General features: G+C 60.0%; 23 protein-coding genes and 1 tRNA gene. 12 read left to right on the top strand and 12 right to left on the bottom strand.

Annotated features, from left to right (window positions below):
• Positions 1-69 precede the first annotated feature (69 nt).
• Both PG888_RS08850 and PG888_RS08845 read left to right on the top strand, forming a co-directional pair.
• Positions 70-1,059: a luciferase-like monooxygenase gene (locus tag PG888_RS08850; protein WP_182938910.1), complete on the top strand. Its 990-nt coding sequence runs from the start codon at positions 70-72 to the stop codon at positions 1,057-1,059.
• Between the two features lie 234 nt (positions 1,060-1,293).
• Positions 1,294-1,794, top strand: coding sequence for a 2TM domain-containing protein (locus PG888_RS08845; protein WP_042059946.1), 501 nt, complete (start codon positions 1,294-1,296; stop codon positions 1,792-1,794).
• A gap of 119 nt (positions 1,795-1,913) precedes the next feature.
• Here PG888_RS08845 and PG888_RS08840 read toward each other — a convergent pair whose 3' ends face one another.
• Genes PG888_RS08840 through lptD form a run of 6 tightly spaced genes read right to left on the bottom strand, consistent with a single transcriptional unit; the run spans position 1,914 to position 8,711 of the window.
• Positions 1,914-2,735: a symmetrical bis(5'-nucleosyl)-tetraphosphatase gene (locus PG888_RS08840; protein WP_111808580.1), complete on the bottom strand. Its 822-nt coding sequence runs from the start codon at positions 2,733-2,735 to the stop codon at positions 1,914-1,916.
• Between the two features lie 6 nt (positions 2,736-2,741).
• Positions 2,742-3,104 (bottom strand): Co2+/Mg2+ efflux protein ApaG, encoded by a 363-nt coding sequence (gene apaG, locus PG888_RS08835; protein WP_182938912.1) that lies wholly within the window; start codon positions 3,102-3,104, stop codon positions 2,742-2,744.
• A 4-nt stretch (positions 3,105-3,108) separates the two neighbouring features.
• Positions 3,109-3,936, bottom strand: coding sequence for a 16S rRNA (adenine(1518)-N(6)/adenine(1519)-N(6))-dimethyltransferase RsmA (rsmA, locus tag PG888_RS08830; protein WP_162518047.1), 828 nt, complete (start codon positions 3,934-3,936; stop codon positions 3,109-3,111).
• Positions 3,926-4,921: a 4-hydroxythreonine-4-phosphate dehydrogenase PdxA gene (pdxA, locus tag PG888_RS08825; RefSeq protein WP_182938913.1), complete on the bottom strand. Its 996-nt coding sequence runs from the start codon at positions 4,919-4,921 to the stop codon at positions 3,926-3,928. The genes rsmA and pdxA overlap by 11 nt, the downstream gene beginning before the upstream one ends.
• Positions 4,921-6,219: a peptidylprolyl isomerase SurA gene (gene surA / locus PG888_RS08820; protein ID WP_182938914.1), complete on the bottom strand. Its 1,299-nt coding sequence runs from the start codon at positions 6,217-6,219 to the stop codon at positions 4,921-4,923. Before surA ends, pdxA begins: the two co-directional genes overlap by 1 nt.
• 26 nt (positions 6,220-6,245) lie before the next feature.
• Positions 6,246-8,711 carry an LPS assembly protein LptD gene (lptD, locus tag PG888_RS08815; RefSeq protein ID WP_182938915.1) on the bottom strand — a complete coding sequence of 822 codons (2,466 nt, stop codon included), beginning with the start codon at positions 8,709-8,711 and terminating at the stop codon, positions 6,246-6,248.
• A gap of 174 nt (positions 8,712-8,885) precedes the next feature.
• Between lptD and PG888_RS08810 the strand changes: the two genes are divergently transcribed.
• The 3 genes from PG888_RS08810 to djlA are packed head-to-tail and all read left to right on the top strand — an operon-like array spanning position 8,886 to position 11,414.
• Positions 8,886-9,896, top strand: a complete 1,011-nt coding sequence (locus PG888_RS08810; RefSeq protein WP_182938916.1) for an aminoglycoside phosphotransferase family protein — start codon at positions 8,886-8,888, stop codon at positions 9,894-9,896.
• Entirely contained in the window at positions 9,893-10,561 is a 669-nt protein-coding gene (gene murU / locus PG888_RS08805; RefSeq protein ID WP_182938917.1) for an N-acetylmuramate alpha-1-phosphate uridylyltransferase MurU, read from the top strand. The genes PG888_RS08810 and murU overlap by 4 nt, the downstream gene beginning before the upstream one ends.
• A 19-nt stretch (positions 10,562-10,580) precedes the next feature.
• On the top strand, positions 10,581-11,414 hold the full coding sequence (gene djlA / locus PG888_RS08800; RefSeq protein ID WP_182938918.1) for a co-chaperone DjlA: 834 nt from the start codon (positions 10,581-10,583) through the stop codon (positions 11,412-11,414).
• 88 nt (positions 11,415-11,502) lie between these two features.
• On the opposite strand, the gene PG888_RS08795 is transcribed toward djlA, so the two are convergent.
• Positions 11,503-12,954: an aminoacyl-histidine dipeptidase gene (locus PG888_RS08795; RefSeq protein WP_182938919.1), complete on the bottom strand. Its 1,452-nt coding sequence runs from the start codon at positions 12,952-12,954 to the stop codon at positions 11,503-11,505.
• 948 nt (positions 12,955-13,902) lie between these two features.
• Between PG888_RS08795 and gpt the strand changes: the two genes are divergently transcribed.
• The 5 genes from gpt (at position 13,903) to PG888_RS08770 (ending at position 18,841) form a co-directional block, all read left to right on the top strand.
• Positions 13,903-14,370: a xanthine phosphoribosyltransferase gene (gene gpt, locus PG888_RS08790; protein WP_058053568.1), complete on the top strand. Its 468-nt coding sequence runs from the start codon at positions 13,903-13,905 to the stop codon at positions 14,368-14,370.
• Between the two features lie 172 nt (positions 14,371-14,542).
• Positions 14,543-15,811 (top strand): esterase FrsA, encoded by a 1,269-nt coding sequence (gene frsA / locus PG888_RS08785; protein WP_058053569.1) that lies wholly within the window; start codon positions 14,543-14,545, stop codon positions 15,809-15,811.
• A gap of 62 nt (positions 15,812-15,873) precedes the next feature.
• Positions 15,874-16,266 (top strand): sigma factor-binding protein Crl, encoded by a 393-nt coding sequence (crl, locus tag PG888_RS08780; RefSeq protein ID WP_042059969.1) that lies wholly within the window; start codon positions 15,874-15,876, stop codon positions 16,264-16,266.
• 182 nt (positions 16,267-16,448) lie between these two features.
• Positions 16,449-17,552 (top strand): glutamate 5-kinase, encoded by a 1,104-nt coding sequence (proB, locus tag PG888_RS08775; RefSeq protein ID WP_182938920.1) that lies wholly within the window; start codon positions 16,449-16,451, stop codon positions 17,550-17,552.
• A gap of 35 nt (positions 17,553-17,587) precedes the next feature.
• Complete coding sequence (locus PG888_RS08770) at positions 17,588-18,841, top strand: glutamate-5-semialdehyde dehydrogenase (protein ID WP_182938921.1); 1,254 nt, start codon at positions 17,588-17,590, stop codon at positions 18,839-18,841.
• A gap of 97 nt (positions 18,842-18,938) precedes the next feature.
• Here PG888_RS08770 and PG888_RS08765 read toward each other — a convergent pair whose 3' ends face one another.
• The 5 genes from PG888_RS08765 to rsgA are packed head-to-tail and all read right to left on the bottom strand — an operon-like array spanning position 18,939 to position 21,800.
• Positions 18,939-19,340, bottom strand: a complete 402-nt coding sequence (locus PG888_RS08765; protein WP_182938922.1) for a hypothetical protein — start codon at positions 19,338-19,340, stop codon at positions 18,939-18,941.
• 2 nt (positions 19,341-19,342) lie between these two features.
• A complete protein-coding gene (locus PG888_RS08760) occupies positions 19,343-19,606 on the bottom strand; it encodes a DUF2960 domain-containing protein (RefSeq protein WP_042059978.1) in 264 nt (87 codons plus the stop codon).
• Positions 19,596-19,868 (bottom strand): VF530 family DNA-binding protein, encoded by a 273-nt coding sequence (locus PG888_RS08755; RefSeq protein WP_075112876.1) that lies wholly within the window; start codon positions 19,866-19,868, stop codon positions 19,596-19,598. Before PG888_RS08755 ends, PG888_RS08760 begins: the two co-directional genes overlap by 11 nt.
• The gene (gene asd, locus PG888_RS08750) at positions 19,865-20,737 is read right to left on the bottom strand and encodes an archaetidylserine decarboxylase (protein WP_058053575.1); all 873 of its coding nucleotides are present in this window, start codon (positions 20,735-20,737) and stop codon (positions 19,865-19,867) included. The genes PG888_RS08755 and asd overlap by 4 nt, the downstream gene beginning before the upstream one ends.
• Positions 20,738-20,765: 28 nt before the next feature.
• Positions 20,766-21,800 (bottom strand): small ribosomal subunit biogenesis GTPase RsgA, encoded by a 1,035-nt coding sequence (rsgA, locus tag PG888_RS08745; RefSeq protein ID WP_162851507.1) that lies wholly within the window; start codon positions 21,798-21,800, stop codon positions 20,766-20,768.
• Positions 21,801-21,891: 91 nt separating this feature from the next.
• Between rsgA and orn the strand changes: the two genes are divergently transcribed.
• Both orn and PG888_RS08735 read left to right on the top strand, forming a co-directional pair.
• Positions 21,892-22,437: an oligoribonuclease gene (orn, locus tag PG888_RS08740; protein ID WP_042656672.1), complete on the top strand. Its 546-nt coding sequence runs from the start codon at positions 21,892-21,894 to the stop codon at positions 22,435-22,437.
• A gap of 178 nt (positions 22,438-22,615) precedes the next feature.
• A tRNA-Gly gene (locus PG888_RS08735) sits at positions 22,616-22,688 on the top strand.
• Position 22,689: the final 1 nt, after the last annotated feature.

Below are 22,689 nucleotides of genomic sequence, written 5' to 3'. Positions count from 1 at the left end.
GTTCCGTTCGAACATCTCATGATAGAGTGCCCGTTCTGTTAGCAAATTGTGATGCAATGGAGTGTATTTATGTCTGCCATCCCCTATTCCGTACTCGATCTGGTGCCTGTTGCCGAAGGTTCTGTGCCTGCCGAGTCGTTTCGCCGTTCGCGGGATCTTGCCCGCCATGCCGAGGGCTGGGGTTACCAGCGCTACTGGCTGGCCGAGCATCACAACATGCCGGGCATTGCCAGTGCCGCCACCTCGGTGCTGATCGGTCATCTGGCCGAGGCCACCACCACTTTGCGGATCGGAGCGGGCGGCATCATGTTGCCGAACCACTCGCCGCTGGTCATTGCCGAGCAGTTTGGCACGCTGGCCTCTCTCTATCCCGATCGCATCGATCTGGGCCTTGGCCGGGCGCCCGGGACCGATCAGCGCACCATGCGGGCGCTGGGGCGTATGCGCAGTGGCGAGGTGGACGATTTCCCGGCCGATGTGCGCGAGCTGATGAGCTACTTTGGCGACGAGATCGGCGCCGTGCAGGCAGTGCCAGGTCAGGGGCTGCATCTGCCAGTCTGGCTGCTGGGTTCCAGCCTCTATAGCGCACAACTGGCGGCGGCAATGGGCTTGCCGTTCGGTTTTGCCTCCCATTTCGCCCCCGCCATGTTGCTGCAAGCGCTGGAGATCTACCGCAGCCAGTATCGTCCCTCTGCTCGCTGGCCCAAGCCCCATGCGGTGGTCTGCATCAATATGATCGCCGCTGACACTGAGCGGGAGGCCCGCTTCCAGTTCACTACCGTGCAGCAGCAGTTCTTGCGCCTCCATCGCGGCGATGCGGGCAAGCTGCCTGCGCCAGTCGTCCAGCTTGGCGACGAGTGGGCACCCCGTGAGCTGATGGCGATGGAGCAGACGCTTGCCCGCTCTCTGGTGGGCGACCCGGAACAGGTTCGTCACGGTCTCAAGGCGCTGCTGGCGGAAACCCGTGCCGATGAGCTGATGTTCAATGGCCCCATCGTCGACCATCAGGCCCGGCTGCGCTCCTTCGAGATCGCCGCCGAGCTGATGCAGGGTCTTTAATCCATGGTTTGAGCCTCGGTAAACGCTATCTTGAATAGATAGCGTTTGTCGGGTTGCTGTCGGGTGACCGGCACCTGTCTGCAGTGTTCACAGGCGGTGCTTGAAAACGGCAGAGATGATGATGTTAATCTGTTGATTTAAAAGGAAAGTCAGGTTTATGTCAGGCATCTGTCGTGTCGTTTGTCACATCTGAGCCCGTATGCTGGCCCTGTCAATTACCACAAGGAGTTCGAGATGATCGTCAGGAAGTTGAGATTGCAACGGGGTTGGTCCCAGGATCAGTTGGCGACGATGACTGGTTTGAGTGTTCGCACTATCCAGCGGATCGAGCAGGGGCAGCAACCCGGACTGGAATCTCTCAAGGCCCTGGCCTCCGTCTTTGAACTCGATGTGGCTCAACTGGATGGGTCAGAGCAACAGGAGCGCGAGATGAGAGGAAGTGACACTATGGGTCAGGATGCGGTGCAGGTATCGGCCGAGGAGCGGGCTGCCATGCGCTATGTGGAGGCGCTCAAGGGCTTCTATCACCATGTCGCCAGCTATGTGGTGGTGATCTGCGGGCTGTTTGTCATCAACTACCTGAGCAATCCGGAGTACATCTGGGCCTGGTGGCCAGCACTGGGGTGGGGATTGGGGCTCGCCTCCCATGCCATTCGGGTATTTCAGCCCTTCAAGCTGTTTGGCCCGGAGTGGGAGCGGCGCCAGATCGAGAAGCGGCTGGGGCGCAAGTTGTAACGTCATCCACCGGAAAACAGAGAACATAAAACAGCAAGCCCGGCAGGTTGCCGGGCTTTGTTATTGATGCGGGTCTTGGCAATCCGTGCGGTTGCGACCGCCTGATTGCTGCGTAGCCTCTAGCTGGCGTGAACCGGGCAGGGGGTGGCGATCAGGGCATCATCTTCGTAGCGCCACAAGGTGAGGCTGTTGCCCCAGACGCAGCCGGTATCGAGTGCCTTGATATCGTTCTTGCCGGTGTTGCCCATCAGGGCGGCCCAGTGACCGAACACCAGAATGGGGTCGTCCACGTGATGCTCCCGCTGTTCGAACCAGGGGCGCAGCCCCGGAGTCGACTCCTTGGGCCCCTTCTTGCATTTGAAGTCGAGACGACCATCGAAATAGCAGAAGCGCATCCGGGTGAAGGTGTTGATGATGTAGCGGTAGCGGTCGATCCCGACCAGATCATCTTTCCAACCATCGGGCAGGTCGCCATACATGTTGTGCAGCAGCCAGTGGTACTGATCGCCGCGCAGCAGGCTCTCTACCTCGCGGGCGCAGTTGCGGGCGGTGCGGGCATCCCACGCGGGGGAGATACCGGCATGCACCATCATGATGGGCAGATCAGGATGTTCGGCCAGCAGCGGGCGGTGGCGTAGCCACTCCAGCAGTTCATCCCGATCAGGGGCATCCATCAGGCTCTGCAGCTTGTCTTTCTTCTTGAGCGGCGCGACGCCATTGGCGACCGCCAGCAGGTGCAGGTCGTGGTTGCCGAGCACGGTGACGGCGCGGTTGCCCAACCCTTTGACGAAACGCAGGGTATTGAGGGAGTCCGGGCCGCGGGCGACCAGGTCGCCGCAGAGCCAGAGTACGTCTTTGTCGGGATCGAACGCGGCAAGATCCAGCAGACGGCGCAAGTCGTCGTAACAGCCCTGGATGTCACCGACAAAACAGTTCGCCATGAAACCTCAGTTGATAATATTGGGGATGGCCAGCGTGAAGGGGGCGATAGGCGCCTCGAACTGCTGACCAGAGCCATCTTGCAGGGTATAGCTCCCTTCCATCACCCCGAGCGGGGTCGCCAGCGGCACGCCGCTCTGGTAGCGGTAGGTATCACCTTCGGCAATGACGGGTTGCTCCCCGACCACGCCCGGGCCTGCCACTTCCAGCATCTTGCCATTGGCATCGGTGATGAGCCAGCACCGGTGCAGCAGTTGCACCGGGCCGGGCCCCAGATTCTCAATCTCGATCAGATAGTGAAACTGGTAAGGGTCTTGGGAGCCCGCCACATACACGGGGTATGGGCGGATCTCGATGTGCGGGTGAGCCACAGGATCAGGCCTGTTGCTGATCCGCCAGCCAGTTGGCGATGATGACGAACTGCTCGAGGGAGAGGTTCTCCGGGCGCAGGTTGCCATCGATACCAAGCTCGGTCAGCTGGGCGTCGGTGATGAAGTTGGAGAAGCTGTTGCGGATGGTCTTGCGACGCTGGCCAAAGCCCTCGGTACAGACGCGACTCAGGCAGCGCATGTCTTTCGCGACCAGAGTCGGGTTCTTGTGGGGGATCAGGCGAACCACGGCAGAGTCCACTTTCGGCGCCGGTTTGAAGGCGCCCGGGCCCACTTCCAGCACAGGCACAACCTGGCAGTAGTACTGCACCATGACGCTCAGACGACCATAGGCCTTGCTGCCCGGGCCGGCACACATCCGCAATACCACCTCTTTTTGCAGCATGAAGTGCATGTCTTCAACCCGGTCGGCAAATTCGCACAGGTGGAAGATGAGCGGGGTGGAGATGTTGTAGGGCAGGTTGCCGAAGATACGCAACGGCGGCTTGCCTTCACCCATCAGGGTGCCGAAGTCAAAACGCATGGCATCTGCTTCGATGACGGTCAGTTTGTCCTTGAGGGTCGGGTGCTCGCGCAGGCGAGCGGCCAAGTCCCGGTCAAGTTCGACCACGGTCATTTTGTCCATCTGGGAGGCGACCGGCTCGGTCAGCGCGGCCAGACCCGGACCGATCTCCACCAGATTCTGACCCGGCTGCGGGTTGATGGCGGCGACGATCTGGTCGATCACATAGCGGTCGTGCAAGAAGTTCTGACCGAAACGCTTACGGGCCGTGTGACCCATGTGCACCTTATTGCTCTGCACCTTACTGCTCATATCTTTTTTTCTCTACCATCTTGATGGCGTGGTTAATCGCGGTGATCAGGCTGCCCGAATCCGCCAGGCCCTTGCCTGCCAGATCCAGCGCGGTGCCGTGATCCACCGAAGTGCGGATGAAGGGAAGCCCCAGGGTGATATTGACCGAACTGCCGAAGCCCTTGTATTTGAGCACAGGCAGCCCCTGGTCGTGGTACATGGCGAGTACCGCATCCGCATCCTTGAGGTATTTATCCTGGAACAGGGTGTCGGCCGGCAGGGGGCCGACCAGATCGATCCCCTCCTGGCGCAGCGTGGCCAGAGCGGGTTCGATCACGTCAATCTCTTCACGTCCGAGATGGCCACCTTCCCCGGCATGGGGGTTGAGGCCGCAGACGTAAATACGGGGTTTGGCGATGCCAAACTTGGTGGCGAGATCCTCGTTGAGGATCCTGATCACCTTGCCGAGGCGATCCTCGGTGATGGCCATTGCCACATAGGCCAGCGGAATATGGGTGGTCGCCAGCGCGACCCGCAGCCCCTCGGTTGCCAGCATCATCACCACATCGGCGGTGCCCGACTGCTGGGCAAAGAACTCGGTGTGGCCGCTGAACGAGACCCCGGCCTGATTGATGATCCCCTTGTGCACCGGTCCGGTCACCACGGCGGCAAATTCGCCGCTCATATTGCCATCGCAGGCGCGTTGCAGGGTTGCCAACACATAGGCGCCATTGCCTTCGTTCAGCTCGCCTGGCACCACGGGGGCGCCGAGGGTGATCGGACAGACGGTCAGGGTGCCCGCCCGCTGCGGATGGGCAGGGGCGGCGGTATCGTAGGGCTCAAGCTCGATGCTGAGCCCCAGCAGGGCGGCCCGCTCGCGCAGCAGCGCCGGATCGGCAATCACCACCAGCTGGTGGGGCCAATCCTGCTGGGCAATCTGCAGCACCAGATCCGGGCCGATCCCGGCCGGTTCGCCCGGGGTAACGGCAAGGCGACGGCAGCTCATCAGCTACCAGCGCCTTCGATCTGGATGTAGGCCTCGTCACGCAGCTCATCCAGCCACGCCTGGGACTCTTCGACGAAGCGGCGGTTGTAGATCAGCTGGTAGGCGCGCTGCTCCTGAGCCTTGTCGGTGGCATCCTGGCTGCGGCGATCTTCCACCTGCACGATGTGCCAGCCGTGGCTGGTACGGAACGGGGCACTGATCTGGCCCGGTTGCAGACGGTTGACCATGTCGCGGAACTCCGGCACATAGACGTTGGGATCAGACCAGCCCAGTTCGCCACCTTGCACCGCAGAGCCCGGATCTTCGGAGTACTTCTCCGCCATGCTGGCGAAGTTGGCCTTGCCGCTCTTGATGTCGTGCAGAATGCCGTCCAGCATCCCCTTGGCCTTCTCTTCGCTCAGGATGATAGAGGGTTTGATCAGGATATGGCGGGCCTTCACCTCGGTCTGCATCACTTGCTGCTGACCCTTGGTGTCGAACACCTTGACGATGTGCAGACCGGCGCCGGAGCGCAGCGGGCCGACGATGTCGCCCTTCTTGGCACCCTGCACCGCTTCCGCCATCAGGGTCGGCATCTCTTGCGGGCTCATCCAGCCCCAGTCGCCCCCTTCCAGCGCCTTAGGACCGTTACTCTCGGCAATGGCCAGTTTGCGGAAGTCGGCACCTTGCTTGAGGGCGGCCAGAATGCGCTCGATCTTGCTCTTGGCGGCATCCAGCTGGGCGGCAGTGGGGTTGTCCGGCAGGGCAATCTGGATATGGCCGACGTGGTATTCGTTCTGCTGTTGACCCTGTTTCTTCAGGATCTCCACCACCTGCTTCACCTCCTGCTCGGAGATGTTGATACGGCGGCGCACCTGGTTGCGGCGCACCTCGTTCATCAGGATCTCGCGGCGAACCTCTTCCCGATACTGGGCATAGGTCATCCCTTCACGGGCGAGCTGGGCACGCAACTGATCCAGGGTCATCTTGTTGTCGGCGGCGATGCCCTGAATAGCCTGTTCCAGCTGGGTATCGCTGATCTTCAGCCCCTGGCGATCCGCCAGTTGCAGTTGCAGGCTCTCCTGGATCAGACGATCCAGCGCCTGTTTGCGCAGGGTGGCGTCGTCAGGCAGGGACTGGCCGCTCTCCTGGGCGGAGAGTTTTACCTTGTTGACCAGTGCGTCCTGTTGACTGGACAGCACTACGTCCTTGTTGACCACGGCCAGCACCTTGTCCATCAGCTCGGGTGCAGCCAGTGCGGCTTGGCTCATGGCGCCGAACATTCCCGCGGTCAGCAGGGCAATCAGGGTCTTTTTCATATCCATCTCTCAAGGCTGGGCCAGCATCATTGCTGGCCTTTCAGATTAAACGGGCGAACATAGGGCAACAGCTCGGTATCCAGCGTGACACTGCGGCCACCGGTACCCACGCTGCCAAGTCCCTTCATTTCAAACTGCAGACCAATGACTTTTTCCGAAGTGGGGGTCAGGGTGACGTTGTCCGGCTGGTTGTGCCACTCCAGGCTCATGTTGATACTCCAGCAGCAGGAGTCGTATTTGACACCGATCTTGCGGTCAATGTTCACATCCTGCTTGATATCACGGTAGTAACCACCATACATCTGCCACTGATCGGCGATCGGCGCCATCACTACCAAACCCGCCTGGCTCAGATCTTCCGCCAGCGCCATATTGGTCGGATTACGGTAGTCCAGGTTGCCATCCTTGATGTAGCGGTAGTTGACCTGGGTGGTCAGCTTGCCGGTCCGGTACTCCACCGCACCGTTGCCTGCGGTAAATTCACCTTCCGAGGTGTCGTACTGGGTGCCCGCATGGGCGAACCACTCATCGGTGATGCGGGCATCCCCCTCAAACGACAGCAGCGAGCGGGCGTTGGTGCTTTCCGGATCGGACGGGTAGAGGCGCACCTTGGGTGGCGTCATCTCGAAGGCCTGGGCCACCGCCAGACGCAACCGCTCATCACCCGCATTGTCATAGACCCGGCTGGTCAGGCCAACGGTGATCCGGTTGGCATCACTGATGCGGTCGAGACCGGCAAAGCGGCGATCGCTGAACAGGCTGTAGTAGTCCTGACGGGTGGTGGTGGAGTCGTAGATCCCGATCTCGTCCTGATTTTTGTAAGGGATATAGAGGTACTGGAACTCGGGTTCCAGGGTCTGGGTACCCTTGCCATCATACCAGTCGAGCGGCCGATCGAAGTTGACGCCCCCCTTGAGGCGGAAGGATGGCAGGGTGCGGGTAATGGTGCCGTCTTTCAGGGTCAGCTGTTTGCTGTCTGCATCGGTGAAGCGGCTGCGGTCCGTATAGACCAGATCTTTGGGCACCTCCTGGTTGTAGGAGGTAAACATCAGTTTGTACTGGCTGGTCAGGTAGTAACCCGGCGCATCCACCAAGGGGACGGTCAGGGTCGGTGCCAGATGCAGACGGGTGGCGGTGTAGCGTTCACCGGCCTGCTGGGTAGTGGCACTGCCGCTGTCATAGCCAAACTTGGTCAGCTCGCTGTTCCAGGCCAGATCGAACCACTTGCCCTGCTGGAAGTAGTTGTGGTCGATGCGCGGCAGCATCTCGTGGGGCAGCAGCGCATACGGACTCAGGATCTGGTAGCGGCGCACCTCGGAGGTAAGGTTCCAGTTGTGCTGGTAGTAACCGGCGGTAAAAGATTGCTGCAACTGGCTGTCGACCTGGGTGCCTACTTGCGGGCTGAAGTCGTTGAAGTAGTTGTAGTCCTTATCCCGCACCTGGGTGTAGTCGATGCCAAAGCGCAGTGAACCATCCATCAGGGTTGAGCCGTGACGGACATTCATCAAATAGCGATGGCCATCGGAGAGGTACGGAGTGCCGGTCGCAGGGTTGGTGAAACTAGAGTTGCCCGCGGCATACTGCTTGTCATCCGCCAGATTTTCAAAATAGAGGGTGCCGGTGTGGGCGGGGTCCGGCATGTAGCGGAACTCCACCTGCTCCATCAGGCCGCGCTTGTCCATAAAACGGGAGGTGATGGTGGCATCGTAGTTGGGAGCAATGTTCCAGTAGAAGGGCTGGGTGATATCCATGCCGTTGCTGGAGCTTTGCTTGTAACCCGGGTAGAGCAGACCTGTCTTCCGCTCATCCTTGATGGGGAAGTTGATATAGGGGAAGTAGAACACCGGATAGTCATAGAGCCAGAGGCTGGCGTTCCAGGCTTCGCCGAACACCTCTTTCTGGTCGATGTCGATGCTGCCCGCCTTGAGGGTCCACACTTCCTGACCGGGGGGGCAGGTGGTGTACTGGGCCCCCTCCATGGTGATGTTCTGGTTGTTGTTGGTCATCACCACGCGTTTGGCAAAGCCGCGTACCGGTGAGCCATGCACCTGATATTTGCCCTCTTCCAGTTCGGAGTTCTTGGTATCCAGGTTGGATTTGAGGGTCTTGTCGCTGGTGACGGTCACCTGACCGTCGTTGTAATAGATGTTGCCGATGGCGATGACATCCCGGCTCTTCTGGTCGAGCTGGGCGTAGTCGGAGTCAAACTTGCGAACACCCTGACGAACCTTGACGTCGCCTTCATAGACGGCGGTGCCGCCCTGTTTGGCCTCGAGACGGTCGGCATCAACCTCGACCGGCTGTGCGTTGGCCTCCTGATCCGATACAGGCTTCTCTATCTTGGGAACATAGTCATAGCAGAGACTATCGAGAATGCCGGTGGCTGGCGGCGTTTCGAACGGGGCTGCCTGCACCACCATTGGGGCGAGTGCGGGGGCCAGGCTGATAGTCAGGGCGATGGGATAGCGGTACCCCAGTGTCCATTTGGTCATGTGAAAGACTCGTGCAATCCGTGATAGATACGGTTGATCCAAGGCATGCATTTTACGACAGGTTTCATCGAGTTGACATTGCATGTCATTGCTTTATGTTAGCCGGCAATGATAAAGCATTATTGCGGCCAGGGCTAACAGCCAAGTGCTGCTTTCCACCTTGGTCTTCTACTTATGCACGATCGCGATTCCCTGCTATTGCAGTGGGCACGCCGTATTTCCGGCGATGCCACTCTCACGCTTACCCTCATTTCCGGTGATGCCAGTTTCCGCCGCTACTCTCGTGGTGGTGGTCTGGTGTGGGTGGATGCCAATCCGAAAACCGAAAAAAATCATGAATTTGTTCGTAACGCTGCCGCCTTGCAGGCGCGTCAGTTGCTGGCGCCAGAGGTCAAGGCGGTGGACTACGAACAGGGCTTGCTGGCGGTCACTGACCTGGGCGATACCCAGCTGATCAGCTGCCTGAATGAACAAAACGTATTGGCCTGGTATGGCAAAGCCATTGATCTGCTGCCCCGACTGGGGGCGGTCGAACTGGCGCTTGAGCCCTTCGATACGGCTTTTATGGCACGGGAGAACAGCATTTTCCCCGAGTGGCTGCTTGGCCATCATCTGCAACTGACCCTGAGCCATGAAGAGCAGCAGTTGCTGGACGAGACCTTTGCCTGCCTCACCGCCTGCAATCTGGCCCAGCCGCAAGGGGTGATGCATAGGGATTTCCACAGTCGCAACCTGATGGTGTGTGGCGGTGATACCCCCGAGAGCAGCCGGCTGGCCATCATCGATTTTCAGGACATGGTCATCGGGCCCCTGAGCTATGACCTGGTCTCCCTGCTCAAAGATTGTTACGTGCGCTGGCCGGATGAGGTGATCGATGAAGGGATGCGCCACGGTTTTGCCACCCTGCAACAGGCGGGGCTGCTTGGCGAGCTCGATTATGCCAGTTTCCGTCGTGGTGCCGACCTGACCGGCATGCAGCGCCACCTCAAGGCGGCCGGGATCTTCACCCGGCTCTATCATCGCGACGGCAAGTCCGGTTATCTGAAGGATATTCCCCGCACTCTCGGCTACGTAGTGGATGCCTGTCGCACTCACGGTAGCGCCTATCCGGTACTGGCCCGTTTTGGTCAGTGGCTGGAGCAGGTGGTGTTGCCCGGGATAGCCAACGCTGGAGTGAAACCATGAAGGCGATGATCCTGGCCGCTGGCCGTGGCGAGCGGATGCGCCCGCTGACCGACCTGCTGCCCAAGCCGCTGCTGGCGGTGGGGGGCAAACCGCTCATCGTCCACCATATCGAAAAGTTGAAGTCAGCTGGCGTGACCGAGCTGGTGATCAACCACGCCTGGCTCGGCCACAAGCTGGTCGAAGTGCTCGGTGATGGCAGTTCGCTTGGGGTGACCATCCACTGGTCAGCCGAGGAGAGTGCGCTGGAGACCGCGGGCGGCATAGTGCAGGCGCTGCCACTGCTGGGCGCAGACCCTTTTCTGGTGATCAACGGCGATACCTGGCTCGATCTCGATTATCACACACTGGTCAGCCAGCCCCTTGGCGATGATCTGGCCCACCTCTGGCTGGTGCCCAATCCGCCCCAGCATCCGAGCGGGGACTTTGCCCTGCAAGGAGGGCGAGTCATAGATACGCCAGCGTTTACCTTTAGCGGGGTCGGACTATATGATCCGGCTGCCTTTGCCGGTCTCGCGGGCGGCGCCCGTAAGCTGGCGCCGCTGCTGCGTGACTGGATGGCGCAAGGGCGGGTGGGCGGCAGCCTGCTCGCTGGCGAGTGGCGCGATATCGGCACGGTCGATCGACTGCGCGAGCTGGATGACCAGCTCCAGGCCCGCACTCATTAACTTCAAGAGGTCTTGAACCATGCGTATTTGGGGTAAGGTGCTGGGCGCCTTCTTCGGTTTTCTGCTCGGCAATATCATCGGCGCCCTGATTGGCCTGTGGATTGGCCACCGTTTCGACCGTGGCATGGGGCTGCAGGGGGCGTTTCGTCGCGGCCCGAGTCAGGCGCAGCAAGCCATCTTCTTCCACGCCACCTTCTCGGTGATGGGTCACATCGCCAAGTCCAGTGGTCAGGTGACCGAGCAGGAGATCCGGGTTGCCTCCAACCTGATGGATCGGATGCGGCTGGTGGGCGAACAGCGTGCCCGGGCGCAGGAGTCGTTCCGTCTCGGTAAAGAGGCCGACTTCCCGTTGCGCGAGACCCTGGCCGAGTTTCGCCGTGCCAGTCTGGGGCAGCGCGACATTCTGCGCTTCTTCCTCGAGGTGCAGTTACAGGCGGCCTTTGCCGACGGGCGGGTAGAGGAGGGCGAGCGCGCCATTCTGCACACCATTGCCGACGAGCTGGGGTTCAGTCGCATCGAGCTGGCCCGCATTCTGGCGATGGCCGAGGCGCAGATGAACTTCTTCAATCAGGCCCATGGTCAGTATCAGGGGGGCAGTGCGGGTGGCCAGCAGTATCGGCAGGAGCCGCCCTCTGCGGATCGCCTCAAGAATGCCTACCAGTTGCTTGGGGTGAGCGAGAGCGACAGCGATCAGGATATCAAGCGCGCCTACCGCAAGGAGATGAGCAAGCATCACCCGGACAAGCTGGCCGCCAAGGGGCTGCCGCCTGAGATGATGGAGATGGCCAAGGAGAAGACCCAGGAGATCCAGCAAGCCTGGGAGTGGATCCGCGAGGCACGCGGCATTCGTTAAGCGCCAAAGCCTGATAGACCTGAACAGCAGACAATAAAAAGCCCCGCAGCAGTGCGGGGCTTTGTTTTGTTGTTTTATCCGGGCTGGCTTACTTGGCCGGAATGGCTTCCAGCACGTGCACCAGCAGTTGCCAGAAACGCTCGACTGCCGGGATGTGCACCTTCTCGTCAGGGGAGTGAGCACCACGGATGGTCGGGCCGAAGGAGACCATGTCCCACTCCGGATAGGCGCTCTTGAACAGACCGCACTCGAGACCGGCGTGGATCACCATGACATTGGGCATGGTGCCAAACAGAGTCTGGTAGCTGTTGCGCACCAGCGCCATGACGGGGGAGTCCACGTTCGGCGCCCAACCCGGATAGGCACCGGTGAATTCGCAGCTGGCACCCGCCAGGGTGAACAGGGAGCGGGTCATCTGCTCGATGCTCTCGCGGCCGGAATCGATCAGGGAGCGGATCAGGCACTGGACGTACACTTCACCATCCTGAGTCTTGATGACCCCCAGGTTGGTTGAGGTTTCGGTCACGCCGGGCATGGCATCGCTCATGCGCATCACGCCGTTCGGGCAGGCCAGCAGGGCATCCAGCAGGCGTTGCTGCAGGGAGACGCTCATCAGCTTGGCCGGTTTGGCGGCGCCGTTGACCAGCAGGGTCAGGTTCGGCTCGGTGGCGGTCAGTTCGGTCTGGTAGATACCGGTATAGCGGTCAACCAGCGCCTTGAACTCGTTCACGCTGGCGGCGGGCACCAGCAGGGTTGCGCGGGCTTCGCGCGGGATGGCGTTGCGCAGGGTGCCGCCGTGGATCTCGGCCAGACGAATACCCAGCGGCTCGGCTGCTTTGAGCAGACGCACCAGCAGCTTGTTGGCGTTGCCACGACCGCGATGGATGTCGCAACCTGAGTGACCGCCACGCAGCCCTTTGACCGCCAGCTCGAACGCTTCGCCTTCGCTGGCGTCAACCAGCTCGAGCGGGAAGCGGATATTGGCATCCACACCGCCAGCGCAGCCCATATAGACCTCGCCATCCTCTTCGGAGTCGGTGTTGAGCAGGATTTCGCCCTCCAGCCAGCCCGCTTCCAGACCGAAGGCGCCGGTCATGCCGGTCTCTTCGTCGGTGGTCAGCAGCACTTCCAGTGGGCCGTGCTTGATGGTCTTGTCAGCCAGCACCGCCAGGCAACCGGCCATGCCGATGCCGTTGTCGGCACCCAGAGTGGTGCCACGGGCAGTGACCCACTCGCCATCCACATAGGCATCGATGGGATCGGTCGCGAAGTCGTGCTGGGTGTCGGCGTTGGCTTGCGGCACCATGTCGATGTGCGCTTGCAGCACCACGGCTTTGCGGTTTTCCATCCCCGGGGTGGCCGGTTTCTTGATGATGATGTTGCCGACCTTGTCCTGCTTGACTGCCAGACCTTCTTCCTGTGCCCACTGAATGATCCAGGCGCTCAGTTTGGCTTCATGCTTGGAAGGGTGGGGAATGGAGCAGATCTGTTCGAAGAAATGCCAAATCAGTTTGGGAGAGAGAGAGCTAAGCTGTGCCACGTCGGGACTCCTTACCAGCACGGAATAAACAGGGCCCCATCAGCGGGCCGGGGAAGAGGGTAACGATAATACAGTCAATCACACAAAAATGTGAGCAATCAGCGCAAATCGCAGGCAGCTTGTGCTGGGCCATGGCAACCAGGCAGTACGATCGTCAGGTTTGGACGACGCTGGCCGGTAGAAAAGAAATTATGTGACCGATCTCACAAAAAAGTTGAATTTAACGCGCCGACTGGTAAATTAGCTTCCGTGGTTCGCCACCCGTCAGGATGACGATGAAAGCCTCCAGGGAACCGAAGCAAAGCAAGTGCGCCTCCATGGAACCGAGTGTTCGTTCAAGGATTTGAGCCCGCATTAAAGGTACGTAACTTGTTAAGCAATCAGGAGTTTCAATATGCCAGGCAGCAACTCAACCTATTGGTTTGCCCCGTCTTTGTATACCCAGGGTTTCAGCTACCCTAACCCCTTCGTCACTCGTCGCTAAGACGAGCTGCCTGACCGGGCAGAGGCGAGAAAGCAGCAGGTGCGTGAGGTCAAACCTCCCCCTGCTATTTTTTTATCTGCGATTTGCCGCTACGCCCATTTTGATGTCATTAGCAGCAGCGACAGATTGGTCGTTTGGCTCTCTTGATGTGCCAAATGGAGAGGTTGATGCCGATTTTTCCTGAATTTGGCATACGTTTGCCAGGCATTTTCTCTGTAAACGGTGCTATCATATCGGCCCAACAGCCTGTCCGCGGTTTGGACACATCATCGAACCGATCGCCGGATACGCCCATCTTGCTTCCATTGTTATCAGATTTGCTGCCGAGGCTCAGCCCTGAGGCAGCCGAAGTGCAATCTGAATTCAGTCGGGCAAGGGCCGCCATTTGCTGGCATCCGCAGGGAAATCTGCGGGTGTCATTATTTTAAGTGATTGTTTTTATATAACTATTTGAGATCGATAACATGCCGAAAAAGTTCTATGTGTCGTGGGACAACCTGCAACGTGAAGCTCGTCGTCTGGCCCGTCGTCAGCTGCCTGTCAGCCAGTGGAAAGGTATCATCGCGGTCAGCCGTGGTGGTCTGGTGCCCGCTGCCCTGATGGCCCGTGAACTTGGCATTCGTAATGTGGAAACCCTCTGCATCTCCAGCTATGACCACGACAACCAGCGCGAGCTGGTGGTCGTGAAGGCCGCCACCACAGCCGGTGACGGCGAAGGCTGGCTGGTGGTGGAAGATCTGGTGGACACCGGCACCACCGCCAAGGCGATCCGCGAGCTCTACCCGAAAGCCAAGTTCATCGCGATCTTCGCCAAGCCGATGGGCGAAGCGCTGCTGGACGATTTCGAAGTGGCGATCCCGCAGGATACCTGGATCGAACAGCCGTGGGATATGGCGCTGGAGTTCGCCACACCGATCTGCGACGAACAGTAACAGGATCGGAATTTGACGTTCACTGCGTCAATTGGCCGCACGCGGCAAGAATGGTTTCACAGGGCTCCAATTAGGAGCCCTGTTTTTTTGTCTATCAATCTGTTGCGGGGTGGCTGAGTGGCGCTAAAAGTGGTTAAGATGGGCCATTGCCTGATATGAATGAGACACTATCTTGGACTTGAACGACGACCTAAACCTGACCGAACAGCTCTTTACCCGCGTCAAGAAGGTATTGGAAACATCCGAGATCTCCAACTCCAGTGCGGCTGATCTGGCGGAGGCCGCGTCAGACGAGATGTTTATCGACGGCTCCATGTCAAAGAGCTGGTATCGCCTGCTGCGCCGACCCTCCTGGGCCTGGCAGGGGGCTGATCCGATCGAGGTGGAGCAGACCCTGGCCCGCATCGCCATGGCGACGGGGGAGCGCACTCACGACTGCTATCTCGATACCATCAAGGGCTATGTGCCCGGCAACTGGATCTACGAGTGGAGCCAGGTGGCTGGCAACTACTTCAAGCAGGGCCGCGAGCTGCGCGAGCAGGGGGATGCCGCGGGCGCGCTGAAACAGCTGCTCAAGGCGGTTCGCTACTACTCCATCGCCAGCTATCCCCATCTCAAAGACGACGAACTGGCGGATCAGGCCCAACTGCTCGGCAACATGGCCTATCGCGAGGCGGGTCGGCTGTTCAAGGTGCCGCTCAAAGAGATCCAGGTGCCCTTTCGCGGCAAGAATATTCAGGGTTATCTCCACCTGCCGACCACCGACAAACCGGTGCCGCTGGTGATCATTAGCGGCGGGATCGACTCACTGCAGCTCGATTTCCTCAACTTCTATCTCAAGCGACTCGAACCCCATGGCATCGGCATGCTCTCTCTCGACATGCCGGGTATCGGCTATGCCGAGCATTGGCCGCTGGTGCAGGATACCAGCCGACTCCATCAGGCGGTGCTGCACTACCTCTCCGAGGTGGCCTGGGTCGATCATCAGCGTATCGCCATGGTGGGGATGCGTCTGGCGGGGAATGTCGCCGCCAGATTGGCCTTTATCGAACCGTTCAAGCTGCGTACCGTGGTCTGTGTCGGGGCCGGGGTCAATCAGGTGTTTACCAATCAGGAGCTGTTTGCCAAGTGCCCGCGCATGATGCGGGACAGTCTGGCCAACCGGTTGGGGGCCGATGCGGCGCAGTGGGATGCCATGCGTACCAAGTGCCAGGTATTTTCACTGAAAACGCAAGGATTACTGGGGACTCGCACCTCTGTGCCGATATTGAGTATTGGACACAAGCGAGATTTTATTTGTCCCGAGCAGGATGTACGGGCATTGGCGGCGGCCAGTCGTAACGGCAAGGCCATCGTTTTCGACAAGCAGCCTTTGCTGGAGGTGTATGACAAGGCGCTGGACGAAATCGTCGAGTGGCTGAAACAGCATTTGTGTACCTGATATTGCGCTAAAAAACTGACGCCATCCCGAGGTGGCGCGGCTTGTTTAACAGGGAGGTTAACATGTCTGAAAAAGTGACCTACAAGCGACTGCTGCGGCAGTTCGCTGCCATTGGCCCCTATTTGCGCGAAGATCTCTGCGAAGAGGGGCGTTATCGTTTCGACTGCCTGTCGGTCTGCGTCAGCGCCAAGCCGGCGCCGGACAAACGGGAGTTCTGGGGCTGGTGGCTGGTGCTGGAGCAGGACGATCACCATTTCCGTTATCACTATCAGCTCGGTTTCTACAATGCTGACGGTGAGTGGCTGGACAAGCCGATCCCCAAGAAGCACCAGGTCGAGGTGGAGCGAACCCTCAACCGTTTCTACAAGCTCATCAGCGACAAACTGACGGCACTGGAGTGCCAGCTGGTGCCTGCCGAGCAGGTCACCAACGAGTTGAGCGTCACCGCCGCCTGATCCCTGATGCCCGGCAAGCCGCATCACGCTGCTTGCCGGGCCATCAGTCAGCCATTTTCCCCTCCGCTCACAATCCTCCGGGTCTTTGCCCGCATCTCCTCACCCCCGGCGTTAATTGCCTTGCAGGGCTCCATGGCCGTGGGTATAAAGATATTCCTTACTTTTTTAGCCTTTATGCTCCCATGGAAAACAGAACCATAGTCGTCAAGTTGGGCACCAGCGTGCTCACAGGGGGGTCTTCCCAGCTCAATCGTGCCCATATGGTCGAGCTGGTCAGACAGTGTGCGGCCTTGCACCGTCACGGCCATCGGGTCGTGGTCGTCACCTCGGGGGCGATCGCCGCCGGGCGTGAACATCTGGGCCACCCGCCACTGGCGCCAACCCTGCCCAACAAGCAGATGCTGGCGGCGGTCGGCCAGACCCAGCTTATTCGGGTATGGCAGGATCTGTTCAACCTCTATGGCCTGCATATCGGCCAGATGTTGCTGACCCGCGCCGATCTGGAAGATCGGGAGCGTTACCTCAACGCCCGCGACACTCTGCGCACCCTGCTTGATCACCGGATTATTCCGGTGATCAACGAAAACGACGCGGTGGCGACTGCCGAGATCAAGGTGGGCGACAACGACAACCTCTCCGCCCGTGCCGCCATCCTGGCCGATGCCGATCTGCTGATCCTGCTCACCGACCAGAAGGGGCTGTTTACCGCCGATCCGCGCACCAATCCGGATGCCCAGCTGATCGAAGAGGTGCAGACCATCGACGATACCCTGCGCTCGCTGGCCGGTGACAGCGTCAGCGGTCTCGGCACTGGTGGCATGGCCACCAAGCTGCAGGCGGCCGATGTGGCGCGTCGTGCCGGTGTCAACGTGGTGATCGCCACCGGCCAGATGCCGGAGGTGATCGGCCGTCTCGCCAAGGGCGAGCGGATCGGTACCCTGTTCCCGGCGCTGGCTTCCCCGCTGGAAGGGCGCAAGAGCTGGATCTTGGCAGGCCCCCCCCCTCACGGCGAAGTGCAGGTGGATCTGGGGGCCGTCGCCGCCATGAAGGATAAAGGCTCCAGCCTGCTGCCCAAGGGGATCGTCGCGGTCAGGGGCGACTTCATCCGGGGCGATGTGGTGCGCATTCTTGATCCCAAAGGGGTTGAGCTGGCCCGCGGCATCTGCCGTTACGACCATCTGGAGCTGGAGAAGCTGCGCGGCGTCCACTCGGATCAGATTGAACAGGTATTGGGCTATGGCTATGGTTCAGTAGCCATCCATCGAGACGATATGGTGCTGCTCTAATCAGGGCGGCACAGCATGAATAAAAGGGAACCGAGATGAGTCTGGAGAAAATGGGGCTGGCGGCCCGTGAAGCCGCCTATCAGCTGGCCACTATCAGCACGGCGCAGAAGAATCGGGTGCTGGCCGCCATCGCCGACGAGCTGGAGGCGCGAAGCGAGCAGATCCTCGCGGCCAACGACAAGGATATCGCGGCTGGCCGTGAGGCTGGCTTGTCAGAAGCCATGCTGGATCGCCTGCTGCTCAATCCGGCTCGTCTGGCCGGGATCGTGGCCGATGTGCGCAAGGTGATCACTCTGGATGATCCGGTCGGTGCCGAAATGGATAGCCGGGTGCTGGAGAACGGCTTGCGGCTCTCCCGTCGGCGGGTGCCCATCGGCGTCATCGGCGTCATCTACGAGGCGCGCCCCAACGTCACCATCGACATCGCCAGCCTCTGCCTCAAGACCGGCAACGCCAGCATACTGCGTGGCGGGCGCGAGACCTTCCACTCCAATCTGGAGCTGGTGCAGGTGATCCAGCATGCGCTGGTCGCCTCCGGCTTGCCGCAGGCGGCGGTCCAGTACATCGACAACTCGGATCGGGCGCTGGTCGGTGAGTTGCTGCGCCTCGATCGCTATGTGGACATGATCATCCCGCGCGGCGGTGCCGGGTTGCACAAGATGTGCAAGGAGAACAGCTCCATTCCGGTCATCATTGGCGGTTTTGGCATCAGCCATATTTTCGTCGACGAGAGCGCCGATCTGTTGCGTTCGCTGGCGGTTATCGACAACGCCAAGGTGCAGCGCCCCTCCGCCTGCAATGCCCTCGATACCCTGCTGGTGCACGAGAAGGTGGCCGCCACCTTCCTGCCGCAGCTGGTGGCGCTGATGAATGAACGCAAGGTGACACTGGTCGGCGCGGCCAATGCCATGGCGCTACTGGCGGGCGCCGACAACCTGTGCGAGGCCGGGCCAGAGGATTTCGATACCGAGTGGCTGGGTCTGACCCTAGGGGTCAAGCTGGTGGCGGATGTCAACGAAGCGCTGGCCCATATGCGTGAGCATAACGCCGGTCACTCTGATGCCATCCTGACCAACGATCTGGCCAACGCCGAGCGTTTCGTCAATGGCGCCGGTTCGGCAGCGGTCTACGTCAACGCCTCGACCCGTTTTACCGATGGCGGCCAGTTTGGTCTGGGCGCTGAAGTGGCGGTCTCGACCCAGATGCTGCATGCTCGCGGCCCCATGGGGCTCACCGAGCTCACCAGCTACAAGTGGGTGGGGCAGGCCGATTACCTCAGCCGAGCCTGATAACAGGCTGTTTCAGATACAAAAATGCCGACCACATGGTCGGCATTTTTTTTCGCTGGTATCGCATCGATACCATGCAGTGCGCTATCGCTCTGGGTTATTCCCCCTGATAGAGCACCTTGTCACCGGACTTGAGCACATACCCCTTCCAGGGGAAGAGGATGTAGTCGCCACCCTGCCAGGACCAGTTGCCTTCCGCGCCCTGACGGGTCAGCGCAAGCAGCTCGCCGCTTGGCAGATGCAGTTCGGCCTGCGTCTGGTCGGTGTTGAACAGCACGAAGGCGCTGCTGGTCTGGCTGGTATCGGTCGGGTTCAGTCGTACGCCCTGTTCAAACAGGCGTACGCACTGGTTGGTCAGTGGTGACCACTGGTAACCGGCACTGCCGATACAGCCGTGGCTGTCGCGATCACTGCCTGGCATAGTGCCTGTCATAGGTTGCTCCGGTGCGCTGCAGGCGGCCAATAGCAGAGAGGCGGCCAGCAGAGTCAAGGTTCTCATGATTACTCCTGCTTGTCTTCGAGATGATCCCGTTCAATGACGATGTTGGAGAATCCCAACTCTTTGAAGTAGTTCTCTTGGTAATCCTTTACGCTTTTCTTGTCACGGCGACAAACCTGAGCCAGCTGAGCCTCCATGGCGTGGAAACTGGAGAGATCCAGCCCTTCGGCAGCGGCGATGGCGTCGTAGATGCTGCGGAACTTGTCGTTCGCGTAGCCGATCTCTTTGGCCTGTTTTTTATAGGTATAGGTAATCTTAAAGGCCATCTTGCCCTTCCTTCTTCGATTTGGCTTGCTTGCGCTGGACGTAGAGGTAGAGGCTTTCGACCTTCTCCCGAGCCCAGGGGGTCTTGCGCAAGAACTTCAGGCTGGACTTGATGCTGGGATTATCGGTGAAGCAGCGGATATTGATCTGCTGCCCCAGCTCTTCCCAGCCATAGTGTTCGACCAGCGCGGTGACGATCGCTTCCAGGGTCAGCCCGTGCAGCGGGTTGTTTTTCTGCGCCGGGGTCGGCTGTTCTGCGCTCATGCCTGCTCCGCCAGTTTGGCAAAGGGTTGGCCCATGCGGGTGGTCACCCCGTTGGCCAAGTGAGGTTCGAAACCGGCCAGCATGCCCGGGCCAAACAGGCAGACCACGGTGCTGCCCAGCTTGAACAGGCCCATCTCGGCGCCTTTTTGCAGGGTAATGGCCTCGTCGCCCGTGTAGTCCCAGCGCACCACCTTCTTCTCTTTGGTCGGCGCAATGTTGCCGGCCCAGATGGTCTCGATGCTGGCCACGATAGTCGCGCCGACCAGCACCAGCGCCATGGGGCCGTGCGGGGTGCGGAAGGTAGCGACCACCCGCTCGTTGCGGGCAAACAGGTTGGGCACGTTCTCGGCGGTGAGCGGGTTGACGGAGAAGAGATCCCCCGGCACGAACACCATGCTCTCCAGCACGCCGTCCAGCGGCATATGGATGCGGTGGTAATCCTTGGGCGCCAGATAGATGGTGGCAAAGTCGCCATCCTTGAACGGCGCAACCAGATCCTCATAGCCACCCAGCAGCTCGCGGGCGCTGTAGTCGTGGCCCTTGGCCTGAATGATGCGGCCCTGCTGGATGGGGCCGAGCTGGCTGACGGTGCCATCTACCGGCAGTGCCAGAGTCATGGCATCGTCAACCACCGGGCGGATGCCGGGCTTGAGCTCACGGGTGAAGAAGGCGTTGAAGCTCTTGTAGTGGGCCGGACTCTCATGCAGCGCCTCGCTCATGTCGACCTGATACTGCTTGATAAAGGCTTCGATCACTTTGGTCGTGAGGTTGCCCGCTTCGGCCGCGGCAAACTTGCCGATCAGACGGGAGAGGGCGTGCTTGGGCAGACAGTATTGACCGGCAATTTTCAGGTTGTCAGTAATGCTCATGTTCATCATCAACGTAGGTTTATTAGGGTCACAGGCGCGCCTGTTGGCGACCGTGACGGGCTTCCTGCATGGTTTCCAGGATGCGGTGATAGTTGTGGAAGCGATCGGCGCTGATGGCGCCACTGTCGACTGCCGCCCGCAGGGCACAGCCGGGATCGTCCTTGTGGGTGCAGTCGCGGAACTTGCAGCCACCCAGATAGTCGCGGAACTCGATAAAGCACCAGGTGATGCGATCGGCTTCCAGATGCCAGAGGGCGAACTCGCGGATCCCGGGGGAGTCGATCAGATCGCCGCCGCTCGGGAAGTGGTAGAGTCGCGCCGTGGTGGTGGTGTGCGTACCGAGTCCCGAGTTTTCGGAGATCTCGCCGGTGAGCACATCCAGCCCCGGCATCAGGGCGTTGGTCAGGGACGATTTGCCGACCCCTGACTGGCCGACGAAGATGCTGATCTTGCCTTCAAACTGGGCCTTGAGCTCATCGAGCCCTTCGCCGCTCTCGCAGCTCACCAGGATCACCTGATAGCCAAGCTTGCGATAGGGTTCGAGCTGGCGCTCGATGCGCTTGCGCGCCGCGTCATCCAGCATATCGACCTTGTTCAGCACGATGAGCGGCTGGATCTCCACATCCTCGGCGGCCACCAGATAGCGGTCGACGATGTTGGTGGAGAACTCGGGCATCACCGCCGAGACGATGATGATCTGGTCGATATTGGCGGCGATGGGTTTGACCCCGTCGTAGAAGTCCGGCCGGGTCAGTACCGAGTGGCGCGGATGCACCGCCTCGATGACGCCCGCTGTCGCGGCATTGAGGCCGGGACGCCACACCACCTTGTCGCCGCACACCAGACTGCTGATGCTGCTGCGACGCAGGTTGCTGCGGTGGATGGTGCCATCGACCGCTTCCACGTCTGCGTGCTGACCAAAACGGCTGATCACCACCCCTTCGATGGCTGGGCCAAACAGGGTGTCATCCACCACAGTGGAGTGATCTTTTTGCAGCCGCCGTTCGCGGTTGGCCTGGACGCGCCTTTGTTGACCCAGATTGAGTTTTGCTTTCTTTGCCACTCGATTCGCCAGTTTATGAACAGATCCAAAGCCAGTATGATACATGCAAATTGGCAAAATTCCGCCATTCCTCCCAATAGAGAGAGCAATCATGACAGTCAGCGCGCAGAACCTGGTATGGATCGACATGGAGATGACGGGTCTGGACCCCGAACAGAACGTGGTACTGGAGATCGCCACCATCGTCACCGACAAGGATCTGAACGTACTGGCCGAAGGGCCGGTCATCGCCATTCATCAGAGTGATGAAGAGCTTGCCAAGATGGACGACTGGAACGTCAACACCCACACCAAGAGTGGTCTGGTGGCCCGGGTCAAGGCGAGCCAGCACGACGAGGCGAAAGCCATTGCCGAGACCCTCGACTTTATCCGCCAGTGGGTGCCGGAGCGCACCAGCCCGCTGTGTGGCAACAGCATCGGTCAGGATCGCCGCTTCATGGTCAAGCACATGGCCGAACTGGAAGCCTTCTTCCACTATCGCAACGTGGACGTCAGCACCATCAAGGAGCTGGTCCGTCGCTGGCAGCCGGAATTGCTGGATCAGTTCACCAAGAGCGGCACCCATCAGGCACTGGATGACATCCGCGAATCGATCGCCGAACTGCGCTTCTATCGCAGCCACGTCTTCAAGATCTGAGTCATTGGCAAGGAGTTGCCCCGGTTTGGTTGCTAAAATCGACAGTTCGGCCAGCTTTTGAGCGAACGCGCGCAACCAGACAAAAAAGCCCTTGCAATTGGAATGTCTGCTCTTATAATTCGGCTCCCGTACAGTAGCGCAAGCAACCAAATGCTGTACGGCCTGTTTTAAGGTAGTTGCGGGAATAGCTCAGTTGGTAGAGCACGACCTTGCCAAGGTCGGGGTCGCGAGTTCGAGTCTCGTTTCCCGCTC

Origin of the sequence: Aeromonas sp. QDB23 (genome assembly GCF_027707745.1) — a bacterium.
Classification (GTDB): domain Bacteria; phylum Pseudomonadota; class Gammaproteobacteria; order Enterobacterales; family Aeromonadaceae; genus Aeromonas; species Aeromonas allosaccharophila.
This window is presented reverse-complemented; position numbering and strand designations above follow the sequence as displayed.